24 protein-coding genes and 1 tRNA gene are annotated in these 24,701 nt (G+C 64.0%); 8 read left to right on the top strand and 17 right to left on the bottom strand.

Annotation, left to right across the window (positions count from 1 at the left end; translation table 11 throughout):
• Position 1: 1 nt before the first annotated feature.
• The 9 genes from RA21_RS22080 to RA21_RS17010 all read right to left on the bottom strand — a co-directional run bounded on the left by RA21_RS22080 (position 2) and on the right by RA21_RS17010 (position 8,394).
• Positions 2 to 994, bottom strand: a complete 993-nt coding sequence (locus RA21_RS22080; protein ID WP_052254259.1) for a type II secretion system F family protein — start codon at positions 992 to 994, stop codon at positions 2 to 4.
• On the bottom strand, positions 994 to 2,388 hold the full coding sequence (locus RA21_RS17045; RefSeq protein ID WP_241483518.1) for a CpaF family protein: 1,395 nt from the start codon (positions 2,386 to 2,388) through the stop codon (positions 994 to 996). The genes RA21_RS22080 and RA21_RS17045 overlap by 1 nt, the downstream gene beginning before the upstream one ends.
• Position 2,389: 1 nt before the next feature.
• Positions 2,390 to 3,619, bottom strand: coding sequence for an AAA family ATPase (locus tag RA21_RS17040; protein WP_039151128.1), 1,230 nt, complete (start codon positions 3,617 to 3,619; stop codon positions 2,390 to 2,392).
• 23 nt (positions 3,620 to 3,642) lie between these two features.
• Positions 3,643 to 4,287 (bottom strand): TadE/TadG family type IV pilus assembly protein, encoded by a 645-nt coding sequence (locus RA21_RS17035; RefSeq protein WP_019298058.1) that lies wholly within the window; start codon positions 4,285 to 4,287, stop codon positions 3,643 to 3,645.
• Entirely contained in the window at positions 4,284 to 4,787 is a 504-nt protein-coding gene (locus RA21_RS17030; RefSeq protein WP_039151125.1) for a TadE/TadG family type IV pilus assembly protein, read from the bottom strand. Before RA21_RS17030 ends, RA21_RS17035 begins: the two co-directional genes overlap by 4 nt.
• A gap of 5 nt (positions 4,788 to 4,792) precedes the next feature.
• Entirely contained in the window at positions 4,793 to 6,247 is a 1,455-nt protein-coding gene (locus RA21_RS17025) for a TadE/TadG family type IV pilus assembly protein (protein ID WP_039151122.1), read from the bottom strand.
• A gap of 30 nt (positions 6,248 to 6,277) precedes the next feature.
• On the bottom strand, positions 6,278 to 7,090 hold the full coding sequence (cpaB, locus tag RA21_RS17020; protein WP_039151272.1) for a Flp pilus assembly protein CpaB: 813 nt from the start codon (positions 7,088 to 7,090) through the stop codon (positions 6,278 to 6,280).
• A 181-nt stretch (positions 7,091 to 7,271) separates the two neighbouring features.
• Positions 7,272 to 7,469 carry a Flp family type IVb pilin gene (locus tag RA21_RS17015; protein WP_019298054.1) on the bottom strand — a complete coding sequence of 66 codons (198 nt, stop codon included), beginning with the start codon at positions 7,467 to 7,469 and terminating at the stop codon, positions 7,272 to 7,274.
• Between the two features lie 229 nt (positions 7,470 to 7,698).
• Positions 7,699 to 8,394: a GntR family transcriptional regulator gene (locus RA21_RS17010; RefSeq protein WP_039151119.1), complete on the bottom strand. Its 696-nt coding sequence runs from the start codon at positions 8,392 to 8,394 to the stop codon at positions 7,699 to 7,701.
• A 134-nt stretch (positions 8,395 to 8,528) separates the two neighbouring features.
• Here RA21_RS17010 and RA21_RS17005 point away from each other — a divergent pair, with 134 nt between their 5' ends.
• Positions 8,529 to 9,227, top strand: a complete 699-nt coding sequence (locus RA21_RS17005; RefSeq protein WP_039151269.1) for an aspartate/glutamate racemase family protein — start codon at positions 8,529 to 8,531, stop codon at positions 9,225 to 9,227.
• Between the two features lie 22 nt (positions 9,228 to 9,249).
• On the top strand, positions 9,250 to 10,617 hold the full coding sequence (locus RA21_RS17000; RefSeq protein ID WP_019298051.1) for an NCS1 family transporter: 1,368 nt from the start codon (positions 9,250 to 9,252) through the stop codon (positions 10,615 to 10,617).
• Between the two features lie 69 nt (positions 10,618 to 10,686).
• Here RA21_RS17000 and pbfA read toward each other — a convergent pair whose 3' ends face one another.
• The 4 genes from pbfA to RA21_RS16980 all read right to left on the bottom strand — a co-directional run bounded on the left by pbfA (position 10,687) and on the right by RA21_RS16980 (position 16,031).
• On the bottom strand, positions 10,687 to 12,033 hold the full coding sequence (pbfA, locus tag RA21_RS16995; protein ID WP_039151117.1) for a (R)-1-hydroxy-2-aminoethylphosphonate ammonia-lyase: 1,347 nt from the start codon (positions 12,031 to 12,033) through the stop codon (positions 10,687 to 10,689).
• A gap of 79 nt (positions 12,034 to 12,112) precedes the next feature.
• Positions 12,113 to 13,561 carry a phosphonoacetaldehyde dehydrogenase gene (gene phnY, locus RA21_RS16990; RefSeq protein ID WP_029205016.1) on the bottom strand — a complete coding sequence of 483 codons (1,449 nt, stop codon included), beginning with the start codon at positions 13,559 to 13,561 and terminating at the stop codon, positions 12,113 to 12,115.
• Between the two features lie 17 nt (positions 13,562 to 13,578).
• Positions 13,579 to 14,823, bottom strand: a complete 1,245-nt coding sequence (phnA, locus tag RA21_RS16985; protein ID WP_039151116.1) for a phosphonoacetate hydrolase — start codon at positions 14,821 to 14,823, stop codon at positions 13,579 to 13,581.
• Positions 14,824 to 14,843: 20 nt separating this feature from the next.
• Positions 14,844 to 16,031: a 2-aminoethylphosphonate--pyruvate transaminase gene (locus RA21_RS16980; RefSeq protein WP_039151112.1), complete on the bottom strand. Its 1,188-nt coding sequence runs from the start codon at positions 16,029 to 16,031 to the stop codon at positions 14,844 to 14,846.
• Positions 16,032 to 16,147: 116 nt separating this feature from the next.
• On the opposite strand from RA21_RS16980, the gene RA21_RS16975 reads away from it, so the two are divergent.
• Entirely contained in the window at positions 16,148 to 17,050 is a 903-nt protein-coding gene (locus tag RA21_RS16975) for a LysR substrate-binding domain-containing protein (RefSeq protein WP_029205015.1), read from the top strand.
• Positions 17,051 to 17,129: 79 nt separating this feature from the next.
• Here RA21_RS16975 and RA21_RS16970 read toward each other — a convergent pair.
• From RA21_RS16970 to RA21_RS16955, 4 genes are all read right to left on the bottom strand, one after another.
• Positions 17,130 to 17,206 (bottom strand) — tRNA-Arg (locus tag RA21_RS16970).
• A 91-nt stretch (positions 17,207 to 17,297) separates the two neighbouring features.
• On the bottom strand, positions 17,298 to 18,683 hold the full coding sequence (locus tag RA21_RS16965; RefSeq protein ID WP_039151109.1) for a sensor histidine kinase: 1,386 nt from the start codon (positions 18,681 to 18,683) through the stop codon (positions 17,298 to 17,300).
• Between the two features lie 15 nt (positions 18,684 to 18,698).
• A complete protein-coding gene (locus tag RA21_RS16960) occupies positions 18,699 to 20,117 on the bottom strand; it encodes a dihydrolipoyl dehydrogenase family protein (RefSeq protein ID WP_039151106.1) in 1,419 nt (472 codons plus the stop codon).
• A gap of 2 nt (positions 20,118 to 20,119) precedes the next feature.
• On the bottom strand, positions 20,120 to 20,905 hold the full coding sequence (locus RA21_RS16955) for a TVP38/TMEM64 family protein (RefSeq protein WP_039151103.1): 786 nt from the start codon (positions 20,903 to 20,905) through the stop codon (positions 20,120 to 20,122).
• 318 nt (positions 20,906 to 21,223) lie between these two features.
• On the opposite strand from RA21_RS16955, the gene rpmH reads away from it, so the two are divergent.
• From rpmH to RA21_RS16930, 5 genes are all read left to right on the top strand, one after another.
• The gene (rpmH, locus tag RA21_RS16950) at positions 21,224 to 21,358 is read left to right on the top strand and encodes a 50S ribosomal protein L34 (RefSeq protein ID WP_008554144.1); all 135 of its coding nucleotides are present in this window, start codon (positions 21,224 to 21,226) and stop codon (positions 21,356 to 21,358) included.
• A 23-nt stretch (positions 21,359 to 21,381) separates the two neighbouring features.
• Positions 21,382 to 21,807, top strand: coding sequence for a ribonuclease P protein component (gene rnpA, locus RA21_RS16945; RefSeq protein WP_039151100.1), 426 nt, complete (start codon positions 21,382 to 21,384; stop codon positions 21,805 to 21,807).
• Between the two features lie 56 nt (positions 21,808 to 21,863).
• Positions 21,864 to 22,094, top strand: a complete 231-nt coding sequence (gene yidD, locus RA21_RS16940) for a membrane protein insertion efficiency factor YidD (protein ID WP_039151097.1) — start codon at positions 21,864 to 21,866, stop codon at positions 22,092 to 22,094.
• A gap of 56 nt (positions 22,095 to 22,150) precedes the next feature.
• Entirely contained in the window at positions 22,151 to 23,038 is an 888-nt protein-coding gene (gene ttcA / locus RA21_RS16935; RefSeq protein ID WP_039151095.1) for a tRNA 2-thiocytidine(32) synthetase TtcA, read from the top strand.
• 66 nt (positions 23,039 to 23,104) lie between these two features.
• Positions 23,105 to 24,646, top strand: coding sequence for a putative bifunctional diguanylate cyclase/phosphodiesterase (locus RA21_RS16930; protein ID WP_039151092.1), 1,542 nt, complete (start codon positions 23,105 to 23,107; stop codon positions 24,644 to 24,646).
• The last annotated feature ends 55 nt before the right edge of the window (positions 24,647 to 24,701 follow it).

The following is a 24,701-nucleotide window of genomic DNA, read 5'->3' as shown; positions in this document are numbered from 1 at the left end:
ATCAGATCCGGAAATTGACAAGCTTGCGCAGCGTCAGCGCATTCAGCACCGTCAGCAGGACGATCGCGCCCATCATCGGCCGGAACATCGGGTCATCGGCCACCCCGGCGTAGTAGCTGGGTGTCAGAACCGACACGGTGGCAAAAATCACCAGCGGCAGCGCCGACAGCAGCCAGGCCGTCAGCCGTCCTTCCGAGGCCAGTGCATGCACCTTGCGGCGCAGGGCAATCCGGTTGCGGATGACCCGTGCCAGGGTTTCCAGCATCACCGACAGGTCGCTGCCGGTGCCATGCTGGATGCTGATGCTGGCGGCCAGGTATTGCGCATCCTCCAGGCCAGTCCTGTCCGCGAATTCCTGCACCGCATCCGGCAGGTCATCGCCATAGGTCACCTGATCATAGATAATGCCCAGTTCAGTGCCCGCCGGGTCCGGCATCTCCCGCGCTGCGATGCCGATGGAGTTGTTCAGCGGATGGCCTACCTTCAGCCCGCGCGCGAGCATTTCCAGCGCATCCGGCAGCTGGTGAACCAGCTTGTCCATCTGCTTGCGCTGACGCCCGATCAGCAGGGCAAATGGCAGTCCAAAGCCGCCCAGGACCGCAATCGCAGCGGCCTGCAACAGCCCCGCAAATCCCGCCGCGGCAAGAAAGATCAGCACCCCCAATGCGCCGCATGCGGTCCAGAACACGCCTGTGCTTAGCGGCACATCCGCCTGGCGCAGGATCTTCGGCAGCGCGCCCGCCACGGGAATGCGCTGCCAGCCGGTGCGGCGCGGCGGCGGCTTCAGGATGGCAAGGCGCTCGCTGCCGCTGCGCCCCTGATTGATCAGCCGCATCCGGCGGCTGCGGAAGACCACTGAACGGCTCTTGCGGCTGGTCAGCTGCCGCAGGCCGGACAGCAGCAGCAGAACGCCCACCGCCACGCCGCAGTACACCGCATATCCGCCCAGATGGCCGTTCCATTCATGCAGTTCTTTCAACAGATCATTCAGCATCAGGCGCCCTCCGGCTGGAACAGAGTCTGGTCAAAGCCAACGCCCGCAGCTTCCAGCAGCGCAGCGCATTGCGGCCGGATGCCAGTTGGAATGAACTCGCCCGCGATGCCGCCCTCCGCGGTCTTACCCATCCGCCGGAACACAAAGATGTCCTGCATGGTGATCACCTCCCCCTCAAGGCCGGTGAGTTCGGAAATGCTCATCACCCGCCGCTGGCCGTCCGACAGCCGCGCCAGCTGCACGATGATCTGCAAGCCGGAGGCGATCTGCGCCCGGATTGCCGGCAGCGGCAGCTCCATCCCCATCATCGAAACCATCTGCTCGATCCGGCCCAGCGCGTCGCGGGCGGAATTGGCATGCACCGTGGTCATCGAACCGTCATGGCCGGTGTTCATCGCCTGCAGCATGTCAAAGGTCTCCGCGCCGCGCACCTCGCCGACGATGATCCGGTCCGGGCGCATCCGCAGCGCGTTGCGCACCAGGTCGCGCTGGCTGACGGCACCGCCGCCGGAAGGGTTGGGAGGACGGGTTTCAAGCCGCACCACATGGGCCTGCTGAAGCTGCAGCTCCGCCGCATCCTCGATGGTGACAATCCGCGCACGCGGGTCAATGCCCGCTGAAATCGCGTTCAGCATGGTGGTTTTTCCAGAGCCGGTGCCGCCGGAGATCAGGATATTCATCCGCGCCTCCACCAGCGCCTGCAGAAAGGCCGCCGCACGCCCGTTCAGCGCGTTGCCCGCCACAAGCTTCTCCAGCGTCAGCGGGTCGCGGGCAAACTTGCGTATCGACAGCGACGGGCCGTCGATGGCACAGGGCCGGATGATTGCGTTGACCCGGCTGCCATCCTCCAGCCGGGCATCCACCCAAGGATTGCTCTCATCCACCCGGCGCCCGACGCGCGAAACCACCTTGTCGATAATCCGCAGCAGATGCTTTTCGTCCCGGAACCGCACACCAGTCTGCTCCAGCACGCCGCTGCGTTCGACAAAAACCGTCTTGTGGCCATTGACCAGAATGTCGTTGATGCCGGGGTCCGCCAATAATGGCTCCAGCGGGCCCAGCCCCAGAACCTCGTCGATCAGCTCATCCACCAGGCGGCGGAATTCATCCGCGCGCAACGGGTTGTTCTCCTCTGCCAGAACATCGCCGACCAGCGCCGCCACCTCGCGGCGCAGCTCTTCCGGCTCAACCTTGTCGATCACCGCCAGATTCAGCCGGTCGATAACCGCTTCGTGCATCCGGCTTTTCAGCTCCAGAAAGGCTGTCAGCTTGCGGGTTTCCTCACTGATTTCCGGCTCGCCCCCAGGCGGCTGCGCGCCTGCCTCCGGCCACAGCGGCACCACAGTATCCGCAGGAGAGACGCTTTCTGTTCGCTTGCCAAAATTCCTGAACATCTCAAACCGCCTTTCCGTGCTGGGGCTGCGCCGCACCGGCGCGGGCATTCTTAGTTTCAATCAGCTCGCGGGACAGCCGCCGGATCGCCTTGGCCAGGCTGGAACGCCCAGCGGCTGCCGACAACGGCACGCCCCTGTCAGCCGCAGCAGAGGCCGCCGACGGATCATTGGGCAGCCAGTACTTGAACGGCTTCTGCAAAAGCTTGGCCGCTTCCTTGTGGTGGCTGGCAGCGATCAGCGGCTTGCGCTCGCGGCTGATCACGATGTCGGTCTGCAGGCTCATGCTGGCCTCGGCATAGAAATCCAGCAGCCGCCGCGCCTGACTGATTGCCGGCACTGAGCTGCCGGTCACCATCAGCAGCCGCTCGCTGGCCTCCAGAACCGGTGTCAGCCAGTCTGCCAAGGCGCGCGGCAGGCCGATCACCACGAAATCGAACTGCAGGCGCAGATGCGCAATCAGCGTCTGCACCTGTTCCGGCCTCAGCGCATGCAGCGGCGCGATCTCGGCCGGTGCGGCCATGACCCACAGGCCCGGCGCCGCCTCGGTCAGCGACTGTTCGGCAAAAACCTGGTCAGGCACGAAACCTTCGCTAGCCAGTTCATAAAGGCAGCGGTTCGGCGGCAGATCTAGAAAGCTGCCGATGGCACCGAACTGCAGGTCGAAGTCAAGGAGAGCGACCTTAAATTCCGCCTCCTGCCGCCGCAGCCCGCGCCGGCAGGTCATGCAATCAGCCAGGTTCACCGCCAGCGTCGTCGCCCCGGCACCCCCGCAGGACTGGCTGACCGCAATCACCATCCCCTCACGGTTGCCCCGGGCACCGCCGGGGACGGGCTGCGGCTCATCTGCCCGCAGGCATTTGCGGATCGCCGCCGACATCTCATCGGCAGAGGCCGTATCAGGCAGCACGTCCTGCACCCCGGCCTCTGTCAATTGCCGCAAATCGGCAAACGGCATACTGGAACTCGCCAGAGCCAGGATCCGCGCCGCACCGCCAGTGTGGCGCATCATCTCTTGCACCGCAGCGGCATCGCGAGCCGCATCTGCCCCGGCACGGAAGATGATCAGGTCGTTTTCCTTGGCCAGCTGCAGCGCGGTGCCGTTAATTTCGCTGAGCGCCGAGGCGCATTTCCGCACCCCGGTGCCCGGCTGGAACTGCGCCACGCTGGCAACCAGCGCACAGACAGCCGGGTCTTCTGAGATGACCACGATGGATTGTGTCTCAGCCTGCATCGGCCTCTCCTTCCTCTATCGCTTCAGCCGCTCTGGCCCAGTGCCAGGTCCTCGCCCGGCAATGACACACTCATCGACGGAAACGGCACCGAGGCGCCCAGCGCGCCTCCCCCGGCGGACCCCGCCAGCGCTGCCAGCCGCCCAAGCGGCGACACGAATTCAAACGTCTGGTTTTGCAGCTCCACCGTGACCACGGGAACATAGGGCCCGCCCAGGAAGCCGAGGCTGCCGTCGTAGCTGTAGCTGAACGACAGCGCGGCAATGGTGGCGTCGGGCGGCATCGCACCGCCTACCAGTGCCCAGATTTCATTCGCTGTGGCGTTGGCCGCGGAACCTGAGCAGGTCACCGTGCCCGCATTCAGGCAGATGTCCGGCCCTGCCCGGCAGGAGGTGCCGTAAATGGGCAGCGGGGCATTGGCAGACGGATCGCGCCGGTGGATCTCCGGCACCCCGGCACAGGCAGGCGGGCGCACCGCCGCCACCCGCGCGGCCACATTCATCGCCCGCTCCGCCACCACATAGTGAAACGCCATGCGGCCGTAATCGATGATGCCCATGAACAAGAGCAGGAACAGCGGGATCGCAACCCCCAGCTCCACCAGCGCGGCGCCGTTCTGGTCCCGGCGGAACCGGCGCAATGCGGCATATGCCCGGCCTGGCCCGCTCATGTCCCGAACACCCGGCTTTGATCGGTGATAACCGTGTTGATGGTGTTCAGGCTGCCGCCGTTCAGCGCAAAGATGCCGACAAACGGAAAGGTCATGGTCAGATTGGCCTGCACCTCCACCACCGGAGCCGGTGAAATCCGGTAGCTTCCGGTTTGGCAGGTCAGGCTGGGGGTGACCGCGGTCACGTTCAGGCTGGGTGGGAACAGCGCATCGCCATCAATGCTCTCACGCACGATGTCCAGCAACTGCGGCTGGTGCGCGGCGACGGAGCCGCCGGTGGAGCAGATGTCCTGCGGCGCCACCCGCGCCAGGTAGCGCGCGGCGTCGCGCACGCCGGAGATCGCGGCCTGGTAAGACCACATCATCCGCCCGCCTTCGATGATCACAGCGAAGACCAGCAGCATCAGCGGCAGCATCAGGGCAAACTCCACCAGCACCGCCCCCTCTTCTCCTTTGCGAAAGGCGGCCCAGCGGGCGGCGGTATGTTTTGCCTCCCCCATCCCGCTCACCTGTAGAGCTGCACGACGTCGCGGAAAATGCCCGCATCGCCGGTGCCCCCTGCCCCGCCGCCAGCGCTGCCGACAACCTCGCCCCAGATATTGAGCGTCGGAGGAGAGGTTGTGTGGGTGCCAACCGGCTCAGTCAGGAAGATCTTCACGAATTCCTCAACCGGAACACCGGTGACGGACCCGCTGACCGGATTTGCCGTGCAGTCGATCCCGGCTGCAATGACAACGCGGCGGTTAATGTCAGCGCTTTGATTGGGTGAGCACATAGGGCGGCCGGTTTCATCCAGACCCGAGAGAATAGGATTGCCGGACCCTGGTCCGCCTGCTGCGTTTATCTCTGCCACATAGTATTCAAACCGCGTGGCGGCGGCGGGGTGCGGATCCACACCACCATAGTTTGCGTCCACATATTTGGTCCGGCCCGCCGCCCAGTTCCCATCTCCAAAGCGGGCGCATCCGCCGCTCTCGAAACAGTTGTCCCTGGGCAGCGCCACTGAATCGGCGGCTTCCTCATTGTTGCCGATGCAGCTGCCACCTCCCTTTGGCTTGCGCCCCTTGATGACATTGGGTGCGGGCGGGTAGTCGGGGTCATTGCGCTTGCCGTTCATGATCGCGTGATACATGTCGAAGCGCACGTTGAAGACCGCATCGCGGATGCCGACCTTCTGGCCCGGCTCGATATCGACGCCGCGCTGGCTGAAACACTGGGTAATGCTGCCCTCGGCGCCCAGCAGGCAGGCATCCAGCTGCGCGCCGTTGAGACCCGCACAGGGGCCATCCTCATCGACCAGCACCTTGCCCGGATCAAGAAAACCGAAATCCCCCGGCCCCCAGGCGGCCCCATTGCCGCCGGAGCGCAGCAGGATCATTTCGCCGATGCTGGCATCCGCGGAAAACCCCGGCGGCACGCAGAACATCAGCGGGGTGATATCACAGGCATACTGGGTGAAGCCCGCCACTGACGATGCCCGCGCCTGTTCGTTCGGGCGGTTTGTTCCGGTCAGCGCAGCAAAAGCCGCGCCGTAATAGGCGCCAACCGTGCTGGGCGTTGCCACGGCACGGACAAAGGCCGCCTCTGCCGGATCGGTGGTCACAGATGTCAGGGCAGCAGTATCGTCTGCGGGCAGCTCGGAAAAAAACGTCAGCGTGTAATCGGTATCGCCGCTCAGCACGCTGCCACCGCTGCCAAAGGTCTTGCGGTCGCTGATCAGATTGGCTGCTGCGGCGCGGGCGCGGGTGATGGCATCGTCCTTGCCGTCCAGTTCCCCCGCAGCCGCCAGCGCCACATTGTCCGTAAACGATTGCAGCTCGCTGCGGGTGATACCGGTGCGCCCCAAGTCAAAGGACATCGCGGCAATGCCCAGAAGCACCACGAAAGTCAGCCCCCAGGTGACCAGCATGGTGCCGCTGTCTTCCCGAGCAAACTGTCTTATGCGGATATTCAGGATCATGGTCTGGCAAGGCTCCCGGGGCCGCGGCCCTCAGCGGATTTCGGTTTCGGACACTTCGGTGCCGCGGCGGATCAAAACGGTCTTCCGAACAGGCTGTTCGACCTCCTCCTGCTGCGGCCGCAGGTTGCGCAGCACGTCGTTCAGGCTGATCGAGTCCAGCGGCACTTCCTCTGCCGGTGCATCCAGATTGCGCAGGGTCAGGCTCAGCGTGCCGGCCCGCTGCGCCAGCGCCAGGCGCTGGCCTTCGTCCGGGGTCACCTCAACCGTGACGGTGCGGGCCACGCCGGGCGTTTCGGACTCTTCGTTGGCATCCTGGTCCACCCCGATCACCCGGGCGTTCTGCAGAATTGTCACGGTCTTCAGGCCGGCACCGCGGCCCTGGGTCAGCAGGACATCAACGCTGTCACCCGGCGTCACAAAGCCGCCCACCGCGGTTTCCGCGCTGACCTTGATGGCCATCGCCCGGTGGTCCGGGCTGAGCGTCTGCACGATGGTCACCTTTTCGCCGAACTTGGAAATCTTCGCAGCCCGGATCAGCTCCCCCTGCGCAATCGCGCGGCGGGCGCGGCGCGGCGGCTGGCCGGGATCCGGCAGCAGCACGTCATAGCTGGTGAATGTGCCTGCGGGCCGCGCTTCGGCCGGCCAGGCGATGGTAGTCAGGGACTGCGCCGTCAGCGCTGTGCCGAAAGCAATATCCTGCGACGCAACGACGACCTCGACCAGCGCCGGGCCTTCTGAACCGCCCGTCACGGCCTGGCCGTCGATGTAATCCTTGGCGACATAGGCGGAACCGCCCGCCAGGGCCAGCCCGGAAATCATGCTGAGAAGTGATGAAATATTCATGCCAAACATCCTTTCGTCGCTGGCTGACGCAGCAGAAGGACGGTCCCGGCATGTGGTTGACGACTGAGTCCGCAGGCTTCTGCTTCCTGCCATGCTTGCCGCCGCCCTTCTGCCGGGCGGCCTTCAGGCGCACAGGCTCTGCTCCCCCTTGCAGAGCCTGTGCTGCCTTGCTGGCGAAACCCTACTGAGTTGCAGGGCGTTCGCCGGGCATTTCGTTGCCCGCGGCGATCATGCCGCCTTCGACATCCAGCGCCAGGTTGCTCAGGGCGGTCACGCCCAGCGCCACTGCCAGAGCAATGGCAATGCCGTATTCCACCAGCGTCACACCGCGCTCATCACGGCGCAGCTTGGACAGCATCTTTTTCACATATCCAGTCATGTCAGTCTCCCATCAGATAAACACCGGCACGCCGGCGGTTCATATGGCTGCAGCACCATCCGGCACCGGCCTGCATTGACTCTAGCGGGCGCGAAACGCGCAGCGCATCAGCCGGAAAGACCAGAAACACACGTCATGGATGTATTTATCCCCGCGGACCTCACGGGCTTGGAAGGGGAATCGTCAGGACAGGGAGTTTGACCGCAGCAGATGCGCTCTGCGCGCTGCCTTACTTGGCCGACGGTGTGCTGCGCGGCACCATCAGCTGCTCCTGCAGGCTCATCGGTGCGGCAGGCGGCTCGTCGAAGTTCAGCCCTGCCTCCAGATGGCGCAGGTGCTCGTCGGCCAGACGGACCAGCTCATCGGTACTGCCGGCCTCCAGCGCATCGACAATCCGGTCGTGCTCATCCTCGGCACAGGAGGAACTGCCGGTGGGGGAGTAAAGCCCCAGGATCAGCGTGCTGCGCATGGTCAGCTCCGACAGGAACCGCTCCAGCACCAGATTGCCGGCAATCTGCGCAATCCGCATGTGAAACTGGCGCGAGGCGCGCAGCTCCGTCGGCTTGTCGCCCGCTCTGCGCGCCGCGGCTTCCTCCAGGATATTGCCCCGCAGAAAGGCAATGTCGTCTGGCGAGGCCTGCCCGGAAGCGTGGCGCGCAATGGTTCGTTCGATGGCGCGGCGGGCCTGGAAGATGTCGCGCGCCTCCTTGGGCGAAGGCGTCATCACAAAGGCGCCGCGGTTCGGGCGCAGCTCCACCACTTGCTGCGCCGCCAAGGAGGCCAGCGCCCGGCGCACATTGGCGCGGTTGCAGGAAAACAGATCGCTCAGCGCCTGCTCGCCCAGCTTGGTGCCCGCCGGCAGCCGCTGTTCGGCAATCGCGTCGAGAATCGCATTCACGATCAGATCTTCGGGAGAATCCTTCATGGAGCCTCAAAAAAGTTTTCCTGCGCCGCCGCAACTTAAGGGCCGTCAGAGCGCTTGGCAATGGCGCCGCGGCGTGGCCGGCTTGACGTGTTATCAAATATTGTTAACAATAAATGACAACAAAGGAGGAGCGCATGAAAATCCTGGTCGTCAATCCCAACTCGACCGAGTCGATGACGCGGAAGATCGTCGCGGCCGCGGAGGCCGCTGCCAGCCCCGGTGTCACCATCATGGGTGCCACCGCAGCAGGTGCGCCCGCCAGCATCGAAGGCCATTTCGACGAGGCGATGTCGCTGCCCGGCCTGCTGGCGCAGGTGGCGGCGGGCGAGGAGCAGGGCGTGGACGGCATCGTTGTCGCCTGTTTCGACGATCCCGGCATCGGCGCCTGCCGTGAGCTGGCGTCCGGGCCGGTGCTGGGCATTTGCGAAGCGGCGGTAAAGGCGGCCAGCATGCTGGCCACCTCTTTCACCGTGGTCACCACTCTGCCTCGCGCAGTGCCGGTGATCGAACATTTGGTCCACGGCTACGGCCTCAGCCACCAGTGCCGCCGGGTGCGCTCTGCCGCGATCCCGGTGCTGGCGCTGGAGGAGGAAGGATCAGACGCGCGCCAGAAAATCCGCGCCGAGATCCTGCGCGCCATCGAGGAGGACCATTGCGAAGCGGTGGTGCTGGGCTGTGCCGGCATGGCCGACCTCACCCAATGGCTCAGCCAGGAGACAGGCATTCCCGTCATCGACGGGGTCAGCGCGGCAACGCGGATGATCGAGGCGCTGGCGGGCTGCGGCCTGAAGACCAGCAAGATCAACGCCTATGCGCGCCCCAACCGGAAATAATGGTATCGTCAGGGAGGACAACATGACCATGAACGCAGAACTGGAAGCCGCCAGCCCCGGCGGTGTAACAGAGGACCACAGCAGCAAGGGCATCGGGGAGGAGAGCCTTGCACCGCAGGAAACACGGATCATGGATCCGTGGTCCTACCTCTTTGCCTGGCTGGGCGGCTGCGTGTCGATCGGCACCTTCACCATCGGCTCCGGCCTGGTGGGCACACTGAACCTGCTGCAAACCTTTGTCGCCATCGCTATCGGCTGCACCGTGATCGGCCTCGCGCTGATGATCAACGGCCAGGCCGGGCACAAATACGGCATCCCCTTCATGGTGCAGGCACGCTCTGCCTTCGGCTTTGCCGGCACCCGCCTCCCCGCGCTGGTGCGTTCCGTTCCCGCCATCGTCTGGTTCGGTTTCCAGAGCTGGATCGGCGCAGGCGCCCTGAACCTCGTCTCCGACACGCTGTTCGGCTACGACAACATCGTGGTGTTCTTCATCGGCTTCCAGCTGCTGCAGATCGGCCTGTCGGTGCTGGGCTTCCACGGCATCAAGTGGCTGGAGAACATCGGCTCCGTCTTCATCATCGGCTCGCTGGTCTACATGTTCTTCAGCGTGATCAGCAAATACGGCGAGGAAATCTCCGCCAATCTGGTCAATGTCGAAGGCACCTGGGGCGCGCCCTTCTGGGGAGCCACCATGCTGTTCCTGGGCATCTACAGCACCATGATGCTGAACGTCTCCGACTACTCGCGCGAGCTGCGCCGCAACGTCGGCCCGTTCCGCCAGGTCGCAATTTATGCCAACTCGATCCTGCCCGCGACACTGTTTATGGGGCTGATCGGCCTGATGGTCTCCGGCGCCACCGGCGAGGTCGACCCGATCAAGGTGTTCTCCAGCGCTGTCGACAACAAGCCGCTGCTGGTCATCACCCTGCTGTTCATCGCCTTCGCGCAGGTCACCACCAACATCCTGAACAACGTGGTGCCGCCGGCCTACGCACTGATGGATATCTTCAAGATCAAGTTCAAGACCTCCGCCGTTATCGTCGGCCTCTTGGCCTTCGCCACCTTCCCCTGGGAGCTGGTCAAGGATGAATCCGCCGCTGGCCTCAGCCTGTTCATCCAGACCTATTCCGCCTTCCTGGGCCCGATCTTTGCGATCCTGGTGGTGGACTACTTTATCCTGCGCAAGCAGAAGCTGGATCTGGACAAGCTTTACGATGAAACCGGCCCCTACCAGGGCGTGAACTGGGCCGCGGTCATCGCCATGGGCATCGGGGTTGCAGCAGCGCTGATCTTCTCCGGCATCTCCTGGTACGCCAGCCTGCTGCCCGCCGGTGTCTCCTACTACCTGCTGATGCAGCACCTGCCGGCCGCCAAGCGGTTCCTGGACTGACCGCAAGGCACCAGGCAAATGGAAAGCCCCGCCGATGGCGGGGCTTTTCCTGTGCGCCGAAATGCCGGATCAGACAGCCGCCTTCACCGCGGCAATCACGATATCGAGCGCCCGGTCCAGATCTTCGCGGGAAATGGTCAGCGGCGGCGACAGGGTCAGCACGCTGCCCTGGCTGATCTTGTAGCTGAGGCCAGCCTCAAGGCAGGCGTAATAGATCTGCTCTGCCTTGGTGATGCCGGGCGTCATGGTCTGGCGGTCCTCGACGATCTCCACCCCGAACATCAGCCCGCGGCCGCGGATGTCGCCGACGATGGCCACCTGGCCCAGCGCATCGCGCAGCCGCTCCAGCGCGTGGCGTCCCAAATCGGCAGAACGCTCCACCAGCCCTTCCTCTTCAATGATCTGCAGCGTGGTCAGGGCGGCGCGGGCAGTCACCGGGTTTTTCTCATGCGTGTAATGGCCGATGGCAAAATCTCCGCAGACATCCAGATCGCGCCGCGCCACGCAGGCAGCGATGGGCAGAATGCCGCCACCCAGCGATTTGCCCAGCGTCAGGATGTCCGGCACGATCCCGTCATGCTGGAAGGAGAACATCTGCCCGGTCTTGCCCAGCCCGGTGGGGATTTCATCCAGGATCAGCAGCACGCCATGCTTGTCGCAAATCTCGCGCACCGATTTCCAGAACCCCGGCGGCGGCACATTCGGGACCGCACGCATCGCCTCGGCGATGAAGGCGCAATAGTCGCCGTCGCGGCCCAGCACATAGTCGATCATCCGCGCGCAGGCCTCGGCGCTGGCCTCCAGCGACTTGTGGCCATAGGCGCAGTTCGACGGGCTGAACGGCGCCACATGCTCCGTTCCCGGCAGCAAGGGCCCTGCGATATGGCTGCGGAAGGTGGCCTCCCCCCCGACCGAGGCGGCGCCAAACCCCGCGCCATGGAACGCATCCCAGAAGCTGAGCGTCTTGAACCGACCGGTGGCGGCGCGGGCGATTTTCAGCGCCACCTCGTTGGCGTCGGATCCGCCGGTGGTGAACAGGGTCTTGCCCAGATCGCCGGGGGTGATTGCCGCCAGTTTCTCTGCCAATTCCACTGCGGGTTCATTGGTGAAGCGGCGCGGTGCAAAGGGCAGGTCGTCCAGCTGCTGCTTGATCGCGGCGACCAGCTTGGGGTGGCCATAGCCTAGATGGTGCACAGAGTTGCCGTGGAAATCCATGTAGCGGCGGCCGTCCATATCCTCGATCCAGATACCCTCGGCCTTGGCGATGGTGCTGACGCAGGGGCTGGATAGGCTCTGGTGCAGGAAGGCATCCGCATCCCGCTCCAGCAGCGGCGCGGAATTGGGGCCGATGGATGTTTTCAGCCAGGCCTTGCGGGCCTCGGACGTATTGGATTCACCTTCCGTATGGACGAGCATGTGCCGCCTCCGTGCAGGGGGTCAAAAGAGAAAGCTAAAAAGGCCGGGGCCAGGTGGAGCCAGCCCCGGCGGGCCGGTGTTATTCCGGCCAGGGGAGTGAGTAGGTCTTCACGTTGGTGAAGAATTTCATCGCCTCTATAACGCCTTCCTTGACCCCGTTGCCGGAATCCTTGATGCCGCCGAAAGGGGACATCTCGATCCGGTAGCCGGGCTGCTCCCAGATGTTGCAGGTGCCCACGTCCAGACCGTTGATATAGGCAATCGCCCGGTTCAGATCATTGGTGCAGACACCCGACGACAGCCCGAACTCGGTGGAGTTGGAGATCCGCATCACCTCAGCGTCGTCATCCGGCACCCGGACGATGGGCACGATGGGGCCAAAGGTCTCCTCCATCACCAACTCGCTGTTGTGCGGCACCTTGTCGACCACGATCGGCGGCAGCAGCGCGCCCTGGCGGCCAGGGTGGTAGAGGATCTCGGCCCCCTCGGCCTCGGCCATGTAGACACGTTTCTCGAACAGCTCCGCCGCCTTGTCGTGGATGACGCAGCCGAGTTCCGTCTCGGGATCCTGCGGATCGCCGAACTTGATCTTCTTGGCTTTTTCCAGAACCAGCGGCACGAAGCGCTCCGCGACACTTTCCTGCACCAGGATGCGCTTGATCGCGGTGCAGCGCTGGCCGGAGTTGCCGGTGGCGCCCGCCACGGCAATGGTGGCCGCCTTTTCCAGATCGGCATCGGACAGATCATTCAGCACGATCAACGGATCGTTGCCGCCCAGTTCCAGCGCCTGGCGCTTGTAGACGCCCTTTTCGGCAATCATCTTGCCCACCGGCACGCCGCCGGTGAAGGTGATGATGTCGATGTTTTCATTGGTGATCATCTCGTCGCCAATGTCCTTGGGCCAGCCCGTGACCACCTGGAACATCTCCGGCGGCAGCCCCGCTTCGTACAGGATATCGGCCAGCGCAATGCAGGTCAGCGGCGTCAGTTCGGTCGGCTTACAGACCATGCAGTTGTTGGTGGCAATGGCAGGCGCGATCTTGTGGCTGACCATGTTCAGGGGGTGGTTGAACGGGGTGATCGCCGAGATCGCCTTGACCGGTTCGCGCTTGGTGAAGATCTTGCGCGCCTTGCCGTTGTGCGTCAGATCGCAGGAAAAGATCTCGCCATCGTCCTTCAGCGCCTCGGCAGCGGCAAACTGATAGACGTCCTGCGCACGCTTGGTCTCATAGATCGCGTGCTGGTGGCAGATGCCCAGCTCCAGCGTCAGCCATTTGGCCAGCCACTCTCGCTTCTCGCCGATCAGCTCCCCTGCCCGCTGCAGGATCTGACTGCGCTCATAGCGGGTCAGCTTGGGCGTATAGTTCGCGGCAATCTCAAACGCCTTGCGGGCGTGCTCGGCCTGGCCGGCCGGCACATGGCCAACCACCTCGTTGGTATAGGGGTAGAGAACCGGCACGGTTTCCTCGGTAAAGACCACCTCGCCGCCGATGCGCATGCCCTCGTTGCGGATTTCGGTATCGCTCATCGCCTGATCCTTCATGGTTACAGCGCCGCCGCCTGCGCGGCATAGAAAAACGCATCAAAGTTGCGCAGCACCGGGCGCTCCGGCAGCGGCAGGACGCGGTTGCAGATGAAGGGTACCTCCTGTTCGGTCAGCCCGCCATGGCTGCGCAGCGGTTCATTGAGCGCGGCCAGATCGTGGCGGTGCTCAGACGTGCCGATGCAGATGTTCTCGCCGGACACCAGAATGATGTCGCCGATCCGGTCGGCGGGCAGCTCGAACCGGGCCACCGCCTCCTCGCGGGTCAGCACATCGGTTATCGCGTCATAACCCGCGAGCCGCTCCATGATCTCCGCCCGGTCCGCGCCCTCTGGCAAGTAGCAGGTGGCAAAGGAGCCGAGCGCGCCGTGATGCACCACATAAGGGTCGGTGATCGGCAGGATCACCCGGGCCTGGCCCTCGCCCAGCCAGTCATCCATCAGGTCCTGCACATAGATCACGCTGGGGGAGCCGTCGGCGTGGTGCTTGGGCTTCATGCCGTGGTCGGCGGTCACCACGATGGCAGCGCCCAGCGCGTCAAGCTCCGTCAGGTACTTGTCGAACATCTCATAGAAGGCCTTGGCCTCTGCCTGATCGGGGCTGTACTTGTGCTGCACATAATCGGTGGTGGTCAAATACATCACATCCGGCGCCCATTCCTTCAGCAGCTTCACACCGGCGGCAAAGACAAACTCGCTCAGCTCTGCCGAATAGACCTCCGGCTGCGCCATGCCCAGCCACTCAGAAGCCTTCTCCTGACCATGCTCAGCCGCGGTGGAGCTGTCGGATTTCTCGGCCGAGAAGCATTTGGCGCGGTCCTCACCAAACGCCAGACCTGCACCCAGAAGCGCCCGCAGCTTGTCCTTGGCAGTGACCACGGCCACCCGCGCGCCAGCGTCATAGAACGCCTTGAACACCGTCGGCGCCCGCAAAAAGCGCACGTCGTTCATCATCACCTCTTCGCCGGTGTCCGGGTCGATCAGGTAGTTGCCGCAGATCCCGTGCACCACCGGCGGACGGCCTGTCGCAATCGACAGGTTGTTGGGGTTGGTGAACGAGGGCACCACCGAATGCGCCAGCCGGTCGGTGCCTTCCGCGCGCATCCGCTTGAGCGTGGGCATCAGACCGTCAGCAATTGCCTTGTCCAGATACTCCGGCTCGCAGCCGTCCAGACAGATGGCAATCGCGCAGGTCTTGGGCACATCATAGGCGCGGCCGTTTGCCACGACGGGGGATTGAATGGTCATATGTCGAAGTCCTTTGTGTCTCAGGCAGCCAGTTTGGCGCGTTCTTCCAGCGCCGCGGCGGGCGGGGCCGCGCTGGCGACGCCCATTTCGGCAAGTGTTTCCTTGGCGGCAGACACGACCTGCCGCATCACGTGTTCATCCATCTGCCCAATGCAGCCGACGCGGAAACTGTCCACAACTGTCAGTTTGCCCGGATAGATGATAAAGCCCTTTTCCTTCATCAGATCGTAGAAGCGGTCGAAGACGAAATTCGCATCCGCAGGGCAAAAGAATGTGACGATGATGGGCGACAGCCAGCGGTTCTGCAGCAGCGTCTCGAACCCCAGATCGCGCATGCCAGCAACCATCACATCACGGTTGCGGGTGTAGCGGCCGCCGCGCCCCGCGACGCCGCCTTCAGCCTCATGCGCCTTGAGCGCCTCAAGGAAAGCCGCAACCACATGGGTCGGCGGGGTGAACCGCCATTGGCCGGTCTTTTCCATATGCGCCCATTGCGCATGCACATCCAGGGACAGCGAATGGCTGTTGCCCTTGGCGGCTTCCAGCTCCGCCTTGCGGGCAATGACAAAGCCGAAGCCCGGCACGCCCTCAATGCATTTGTTGGCCGAGGACACCATCGCTTCATAGCGGATCTGCGACGGCTGCAGTTCAATCGCGCCAAACGCTGACATCGAATCGATCAGGAGCTTGCGGCCCGCGGCATAGACGGCCTCGGAAATCTCCTCCACCGGGTTCAGGATGCCCGAGGAGGTTTCGCAGTGGATCGCCACCACATGGGTAATCGACGGATCATTTGCCAGGATCTGCGCCACTTCATCGCCGCGCGGCGGCAGGTAATCGCCCTTGTCCAGCAGCTGATAGGCGCGGCCCAGGTATTGCAGCGTCTGCGCCGAGCGCAGCCCGTAGGCGCCATTGGCCAGCACCAGCGCCTTACCGTCCCGCGGCACAAAGGACGCCAGCATCGCCTCCACCGCAAAGCTGCCGGAGCCCTGCATCGGCACGCAGTCATATTCGCCAGCCCCCTCCCCCAACAGCGCCAGCAGGCGGCTGCGCATGTCGCGGGTCATGGCGCGGAAGTCGTCGTCCCAGCTGCCCCAGTCCCGCAGCATGGCTTGTTTCACCTCATAGGATGTGGTCAGCGGCCCAGGGGTCAGGAGGTAAGGTTCGCCTAGAAAAGGCGGGTCAATCTGCGGTGCGGAAGCGGTCATTGCCTGTCTCCAATGCATGGTTCGAGAGCATGATTGCGCCAGCCTCAATCATATGTAAAATTGCAAAAAACAATTCAATGATAGGTCAGGCCTATACAAACTCACAGGAACGGATCATGCGCCATTCACAGCTCAAGGCCTTTCACCACGTGGCCCTCCTGGGCGGCTTTTCCCGCGCTGCAGAGGCGCTGCGCCTGACCCAGCCCGCGGTCTCCGAACAGGTGCGCAAGCTGGAGCAGGACCACGATCTGCTGCTGTTCCGGCGCGAGAAGAAGCGAGTGTTCCTGACAGAAGCGGGCGAGGAGCTGCTGCATCTGACCAAGCAGTATTTCGAGGTCGAAACCCAGATCGGGGACTATCTGTCAGCCACCCGCGCCGCGGTGGAAGGGGAACTGCGCATCATCGCGGACTCCGCCCAGCACATGACCGGTTTTCTGGGCCCGTTCCAGAAACGCTATCCGAATGTCGTGATCTCTCTGCGGGCCGGAAACACTGGTGAAATCATTGACGAGCTGCGCGCCTATAATGCCGAAATCGGCGTGGCCGGCAGCCTGTCTCCGGGCAAGGACATGAGCGTGCTGAACCTCGGTGCCACCGGCATCGTCGCCTTTGCCGCCCGCGGACTGCTGATGGCTTCGCAAACGGCTCTCTCGTTCCAGGAACTGGCGCAGCTTCCGCTGGTCTTCCGCGAGGAAGGCTCCAAGACCCGTGAGAAAGTGGAGATGGCCGCCCGCGAACACGGCATCCGCCTGAAGCCCGCGATCGTCGCCGAAGGCCGCGAGGCCGTGCGTGAGCTTGTGGCCTCCGGTGCTGGCATCGGGTTTGTCTCCGAGGCCGAGTTCGGCCATGACAACCGCCTGGTCAAATACGGCCTGCGCGATGCGGATCTGGAGATGAGCGAAAGCATCATCTACCTGACCCAGCGCCGCGACGTCCGGGTGATCCGCGCCTTTATGGAGTTTGCCAAAAGTGTTCAGGCCGATAGGGATACCCTGCAAAACACTGTGCACCCAGGCTGATCGCAAGGACATCGGCCGTTCACCCCGGGCAGCACGTCAGCACAAGGGTTTATGAGGCATCGCCTGAAATTTTAGGAAGTGGCGGACCGAGGAGGATTCGAACCCCCGACCCCTTGATTCGTAGTCAAGTACTCTATCCAGCTGAGCTATCGGTCCACTGCGGCGGGGTTTAATCTTAGCATCAGGGAGTCGCAACCCCAAAAAGAAAAATTTTCTGCTGCCCTGCCGCACACCGCGGCCGCAGAGGTCAGAGGGTGCCGTCACCCTTGGGCAGGCAGATTTCGAAAACGGTGCCTTCAGGGCCGGTTTGCGTCAGCTTCACGCTGCCGCCATGGCCGCGGGCCAGCTCGCCGGCAATCGCCAGCCCCAGGCCGGTGCCGCCCTTGCGGATGCCGCCCTGAAACGGCGTGAACAGATTGTCCTGCGCCTTCTTCGGCAGACCCGGCCCGGTGTCGGCAACCGTGATGTACCAGGCCTCGTCCTCTTCGCGCGCGTCCACCGTGATACGGCCCGGCTTGCCGCTGGCTGCAATCGCCTGGCGGGCATTACGCACCAGGTTCAGCACGATGCGGAACAACTGCTCCGGGTCGGCGCGCAGCATCATCGGCTTGGCCACCGCATTGATGATCTCCACATTGCCGCTGTCCGCTGCCAGCAGTTCGCTTTCGGCGATGTCGGCGGTGATCTCATGCAGGCAGACCACGCCGAATGTGGGCGACGGTTCCTCTGCCTTGCCAAAGGCCAATGTGCCTTCGCACAGCGACACCGCCCGGGTGATCGAGTTCACCAGCTTCGGCGCCAGGCGGCGCACCAGCGGGTCTTCGCTCATCTCGATGCGGTCGGTGAACAGCTGCGCCGAGGTCAGGATGTTGCGCAAATCATGGCTGACTTTGGCGACCGCGCCGCCCAGCTGCGCCAGCCGCTCGCGCTGCTTCAGCGCCTGGGTCAGCTCGGTCTGCAGCTGCATCAGCGCCTCCTCGGCCTCGCGCAGCTCCACCACGCTGGAGCTCGGGTGGATGATGCCGCGCGCATCCTCCGGCGCCGCCGCATAGCGCTGCATGTAGCCGACCACGCCCTTGATCGGCTTCACCAGCACGATCCGCACCGCGATGAACAGCAGCACCGCGGTAAAGACAGAGATCACGGCGGACAGGATCAGGATCCGCACCCCGTAGTCGATCATTGCAGTGCGCAGCGGCGCGGTCTCCATCGTGACCTCGATCAGCAGCCCCGCCTCGCGCACTGGCGCGCCGATCACCCGGATGATCTCATTCTCCGGGCGGGCCAGCCGCATCATCGCATCGCGGATCAGGGTCATGGCACCGGCCATGCGCAGATCAAAGGTGCCGGTGATCTCCCGCGGGATCGGCGAGGCCAGCATCAGCTGGCGAATCTCATCGCGGCGCAGCACCACGTTGTAGACGCCCGCGTTCTCCAGCAGTTCCGCTTCCAGCTCTGTCTCCAGCATGTCATCGGCCAAAAGCGCCAGCGAGGCGATCTGCGCCCGCTCCAGCCGGTCGGCCAGGTAATCTTCGCGGAACCGCGCAATCGACGGCACAAAGATCAGCACCTCGGCCAGCATCACAAAGACCGTGGTCAGGATCAGGAATCGGCCCGAGAGCGTGTTGAGCATGAAGCGGCCTTCAGTTCATGAAATCCAGCGCTGAACAAAGCGCACGGCGCGTTTAACAAGGCTACTCTCAAACAGCCGCGGGGAGAAATAGGCCCCCGCCACCCGTTTGTTAATCTCGCTCATACTGGGATAAGGCGCAACCATTGCAGCCACTTGGCTCATTTTCAAGTTGTTGGCGATGGCCATCGACCACAAGGCGATGTGCTCCCCCGCCTGATGGCCCGCGATGGTCACGCCCACGGGACGGCCCTTGACCACCATCACCTTGATAAATCCTTTGGTCTTGCGCTCCGCAATGGCGCGGTCGTTGTGATGGTAGTCGAACCGTGCCACCTCAAGCTTCACCCCGTAACGATCACGCGCCTGCATTTCGGTCAGTCCCACCTGTGCCAGTTCGGGATCGGTATAGGTGGCCCAGGGGATATGGCTGGTCTTCGCCTTCGACGGCAGGCCGAACAGGGCGGAGCGGATAATGACGCTGGCGTGATAGCCCGCCACATGGGTGAACTGCATCCCCCCCGCCACATCGCCGATGGCATAGACACGCTTGTTGGTGGTCAGCAGGCTTTCATCGACCTTGATGCCGTTGCCCTGCGTTTCGATCCCTGCCGCAGCAAGGTTCAGCCGCTCCGTATTGGCCTTGCGCCCCACCGCCATCAGCAGGTGGCTGCCCTTGAAGGTGCTGCCGTCCTTGGTCTCAACCTCAATCGCCCCGGCCTGGCCGCCAATGCGGGAGACCATGGCGCCCTCGACAATCTCGACGCCTTCCTCCCGCAGCGCATCCAGCACCAGCGCCGCCGCTTCCGGATCATCCTTGCCCAGCGCCTTGAAGCCTTCGATCACCGTGACCTTGCAGCCCAGACGGATATGCGCCTGCGCCATTTCCATGCCAATTGGACCGCCGCCGATGATCAGCAGATGCTCTGGCTTCTCGCGCAGGTCGAACAGTGTCTCGTTGGTTTCATAGGGAACCTTGTCCAGTCCCGGAATAGGCGGCACCAGCGGCGCCGAACCGGTGGCAATCACCATCCGCCGCGCTGTGATGCGGTAGTCTCCGGCGGCCACCTCGGTTTCCGAGACGAAATGCCCGAATTCGCGGATCACCCGCACGCCGAAGCCCTCAAACCGCTCCTGGCTGTCCACCGGGGCGATGGTTTCGATGACGTCGCGCACATGATCCTTGGCCGCTGCATAATCTGCCTGCGGCACCTGATCCGCCACGCCGAACGCCGCCGTATGCGCCTGGCCATGGGCCGCCTTGGCACTGGCCAGCAGCGCCTTGGAGGGCACACAGCCGTAGTTCAGGCAGTCGCCGCCCATCTTGTGGCCTTCCAGCAGCACCACATCCGCCCCCATCTGGCTGGCCCCGGCTGCCACCGACAGCCCGCCGGAGCCGGCCCCGATCACCAGAAGATCGCATGTGATGCTTTGCATGTTCAGCTGTCCTTCTTCGCTTGGCCGCGCAGGTTCCCGCGCACCGCTTTCACGATGATCGGCATCGCCGCCAGCACGCACAGTCCCAGGATAGGCCCGATCACATGCGGCTCCCACAGCAGGCTCAGGTCCGGATCGCCGCCGCGGTCAAAGACAGAGCCGACGCCGACACCGATCCAGGTAAACACGATGGCACCGGGAATGATGCCCGCCGCGGTGGTCCACAGGAAGTTGCGGAATTTCACCCCCACCAGTGCGGGCAGCAGATTGGCGACAAAAAACGGCACCGCCGGCACCAGCCGCAGCAGCAGCAGAACCTCGACCTCATTTTCGCGCAGCGCCTGTTTCAGCATCTGCACCCGGCCCTCTGCCGCTTCGATCTTGGCAGTGAGCCAGGCCCCCAGCCCCATGCGCGCCGCCAGGAAGATGCCCGCAGCGCCTATGGTGGCAGAGACCACATTGAATGCCGTCCCCGAAACCAGCCCGAACAGAAAGCCGCCCGTCACCGAAGCCACGGCCGCACCGGGCAGCGAGAACACCACGATCACGATGTAGATCCCCATGAACAGCGCAACCAGCCCCAGGTAGTTCTGATCCCGGAACGCCATCAGCGCCTCCCTGTTGTCGCGCAGCGTGTCGAAGGTCAGGTAATCCTTCAGCACCACCGCGCCGATCAGCGCCACCGCCACCACCGCAATCAGCGGCAGATGCCGCGCCAGGCCCGGCTTGGCGCCGTCCTGTTCCTTGGGCTGGGGGCCTGTTTCCGGTGTCTCTGTCATGTCACTCATCGGTCCGTCTCAAATGAAGCTCTTTGTTGCTACGCATAAAATGGCCCCTGCGCGAGGTCCGGCAGCCCCGGATCACAGGCGCTTGATCGCCTGCCCCGGATTCGTGAGCTTTGTGGCAGAATCACTGCCCCGATGTTACATCCCCCCTGCCCGGAGGCCGCTCCGGCGCGGTTTTTGGCAGAAATGTTGCATATCTCCCCGAAAACCCGCCCCGCAGGGTTTGACTTACCCGCCATTCCCTCCTAAAGACCGGGCTTCGAGATAGACCCCGGGCGGGCGATTCCGCGCACCCGAAGAAAAAATGTGGAGACCGGAGCGATGAAACGCACCTATCAGCCTTCGAACCTGGTTCGCAAACGCCGCCACGGCTTCCGTGCGCGCATGGCCACCAAGGCAGGCCGCAAGATCCTGAACGCACGCCGCGCCCGCGGCCGTAAAGAACTGAGCGCATAAGCTCAGTTCCTGTTCTGACGGACATGACACCGCCGGAGGCCCCCAAGGACGGCAACGCTGCCCGCGGGGACACGCCTCCGGCGGTGTCCGTTTGTCCGCCTGACACCCAAAAGATCGAGGTCATGGCCAAGCGCCGTGATTTCCTCGCCTGCGCCCGCCCCCCTGCCCGCAAGCAGGGCACCAAGGCGATGATGGTGCAGGGCCGGAACCGCCACGATGACGGTGGCATCCGCATGGGCTTCACCTGTTCCAAGAAAGTCGGCAATGCGGTCGCCCGCAACCGTGCCAAGCGCCGCCTGCGCGAGGCCGCGCGGATGATTCTGCCCACCCATGGCCGCCCCGGCTGGGATTACGTGCTGATCGGCCGCGCGATTGAGACCGCCCAGCGCCCGTTCGAGGAGCTGAAGCGCGACCTGATCTATGCATTAAAAAAGATCCACGGCCAGTAACCGCCCCGGCCTTTGACCGCATTGCCACTAGGCCGCTCTGCCCCTATCTATCCGCCATGACCCCGCTGGCCCATATCCTAGCCCTGCCTGTGCGCGCCTACCGGCTGCTGTTCTCGCCTTGGGTCGGCTTCAACTGCCGCTACCAGCCCACCTGCTCGGCTTATGCTTTGGAAGCGCTGGAGAAACACGGCGCCATCAAAGGCGCCTGGCTGACCGCGCGGCGGATTGGCCGCTGCCACCCGTTCGGCGGCGACGGCTATGACCCGGTGCCGGAGAAAAGGGACTGATCCCTCGCACGCCTTTTTTCCTTGGCAAAACGCCCGTCCTCGGCTAGGGCGCGCGCATGCTTGATGATGATCTGGACGAAATCCACCCGCTGTTTGCCGGCGCCCCCTCGACCACTGAGTTCAAGAAACTCAGGAAGCGCATCGTGCGCTACGCGCGCGAGGCGATTGAGCAATACGGCATGGTGGAGCGCCGCGAGGACGGCAGCACGCCCAAGTGGCTGGTCTGCCTGTCGGGCGGCAAAGACAGCTATACCCTGCTGGCCGTTCTTTATGAGCTGAAATGGCGCGGACTGCTGCCGGTGGACCTCTTGGCCTGCAACCTCGATCAGGGCCAGCCCGGCTTCCCGGCGACGGTGCTGCCGGAGTTCCTGGAAAAGATGGGCGTGCCGCACCGGATCGAATATCAGGACACCTATTCCATCGTCGTCGACAAGGTGCCGCAAGGGCGCACCTACTGCGCGCTCTGCTCGCGTCTGCGCCGCGGCAACCTCTACCGCATTGCGCGGGAGGAAGGCTGCTCCGCCGTGGTGCTGGGCCATCACCGCGACGACATCCTGGAAACCTTCTTCATGAACCTGTTTCACGGCGGCCGCCTGGCGACCATGCCGCCCAAACTGGTCAATGAGGAAGGCGACCTGTTCGTGTTCCGCCCCCTGGCCCATGTGGCAGAGGCTGACTGCGAGAAATTTGCGCGTTCCATGAACTATCCGATCATCCCCTGCGACCTCTGCGGCAGCCAGGACGGGCTGCAGCGCCAGCAGGTGAAACAGATCCTGGACCAGTGGGAATCAAACTCGCCGGGCCGCCGCCAGGTGATGTTCCGGGCACTGATGAATGCACGGCCCTCGCATCTTCTGGACCCGAAACTGTTCGATTTCGCGGGGCTTGAGCTGAAGATTGCCGATTCCGCGGACGAAAATCCGGAAATTCCCCAGCTGCGTTAACTCCCGGGTTATATCAGCACCTTAGTCTCAGGGCCGAACGAACGGCTGCAGACGAAAGGTCTGGGAATGACAAATACGGGTTCAGGCATTTTGGCACGCCTCAGGCAGACCCTTGCCCCCGCTCTTGCGGGACCTGCGATGCTGGCCTTTCTGCCTGCCCTGACACTTGCCACTTTCTGGCTTGGCGGCGAAACCGCGCTGCTGGCAGTTGCCCTGGGCCTGCCCGTGCTGATTGCCGCTGCCGGCGGCTTCAGCAAGCGCGGCAACACTGTGCCGCGCGACGCTGTCACTGGCATGATCCTGCGCGACGGGTTTGAGCAGGAGGCCGCCCGGATCCACACGGAATGCAGCGAGGGCGGCCTGCGCTCTGCCATCTTCGTGCTGGAGCTTGACGACTACAAGGAGCTGACCGACCGCCACGGGCAGGAGGCCGGCGACCGGATCATGCAGCATTGCGGCGCGCAAATCGTGTCGGCGCTGCGCCAGAACGACATCATCGCCCGGATCGGCGACAGCCGCTTTGCGGTCTGCCTGGCACCGACCCTGCAACTGGATCTGGAGCTGTGCATTCAGCTGGCCGGGCGGATGCAATCCGCGACGGAGGAGCCGGTGGCGCTGGACGGCACCACTCTCTACATGACCTCCTCGCTTGGCTTCTGCCAGCACAACCGGGCGCCCGGCAGCACCAGCGCCGAATGGAACAACGCCGCCATCGCCGCCCTGTCGGAGGCGCAAAGCAACGGCCCCGGCGGCATCCGCGCCTATTCCGCCGATATGCCCGGCCACGCCAGCAGCCGCTCCAGCCTGCGCGACGAAGCCGCAGCGGCACTGGAAACCGGCCAGATCCAGGCCTGGTTCCAGCCGCAGATCTGCACCGACACCGGCCGGGTTTCGGGGTTTGAGGCGCTGGCCCGCTGGCTGCACCCGGTGCAGGGGCTGATCCCGCCTTCCACCTTCCTGCCCGCGCTGGAGGAGGCCGGGCTGATGGACCGGCTGAGCCAGGTGATGCTCTATAACGCGCTGGTCGCCATCAGGGCCTGGGACGAGGCCGGGGTGAAAGTGCCTTGCGTCGGCGTCAACTTCGCCACCCAGGAGCTGCGCAACCCGGGCCTTGCAGGCCGCGTCAAATGGGAGCTGGAGCGTTTCGGCCTGCCCGCGGACCGGCTCTGCGTGGAAATCCTGGAAACCGTGATGACCGATCAGCCCGACGATGTGGTCACCCGCAATATCCTCTCCCTCAGCGAGATGGGCTGCCCGATCGACCTCGACGATTTCGGCACCGGCCATGCCTCGATCTCCGCGGTGCGCCGCTTCAATATCTCCCGCATCAAGATCGACCGGTCCTTTGTGATGAAGGCCGATCAGGACCCGGAGCAGCAGAAACTGATCTCTGCCATTCTGACCATGGCCGAGCGGCTAGAGCTGGAGACCCTGGCCGAAGGGGTGGAAACCGCAGGCGAGCACGCGCTGCTGGCACAGCTGGGCTGCGGCCATGTGCAGGGCTTTGGCATCGGCCGCCCGATGCCGTTCGACCAGACGCTTGATTGGATCGCCGCGCATGAGGCCAAGCTGCAGGATGCGCCCGCGATTGGCCGCCAAACGCCCTGACAGCCCCCCTGAACGCTCAATTCCTTTGATTTTCTGCCGCAGCGGTGCCCTTTGA

This window comes from Leisingera sp. ANG-DT (genome assembly GCF_000813785.1).
Lineage (GTDB): Bacteria > Pseudomonadota > Alphaproteobacteria > Rhodobacterales > Rhodobacteraceae > Leisingera.
The sequence above is the reverse complement of the archived record's forward strand: the minus strand, read 5'-3'. Positions and strand labels throughout refer to the sequence as shown.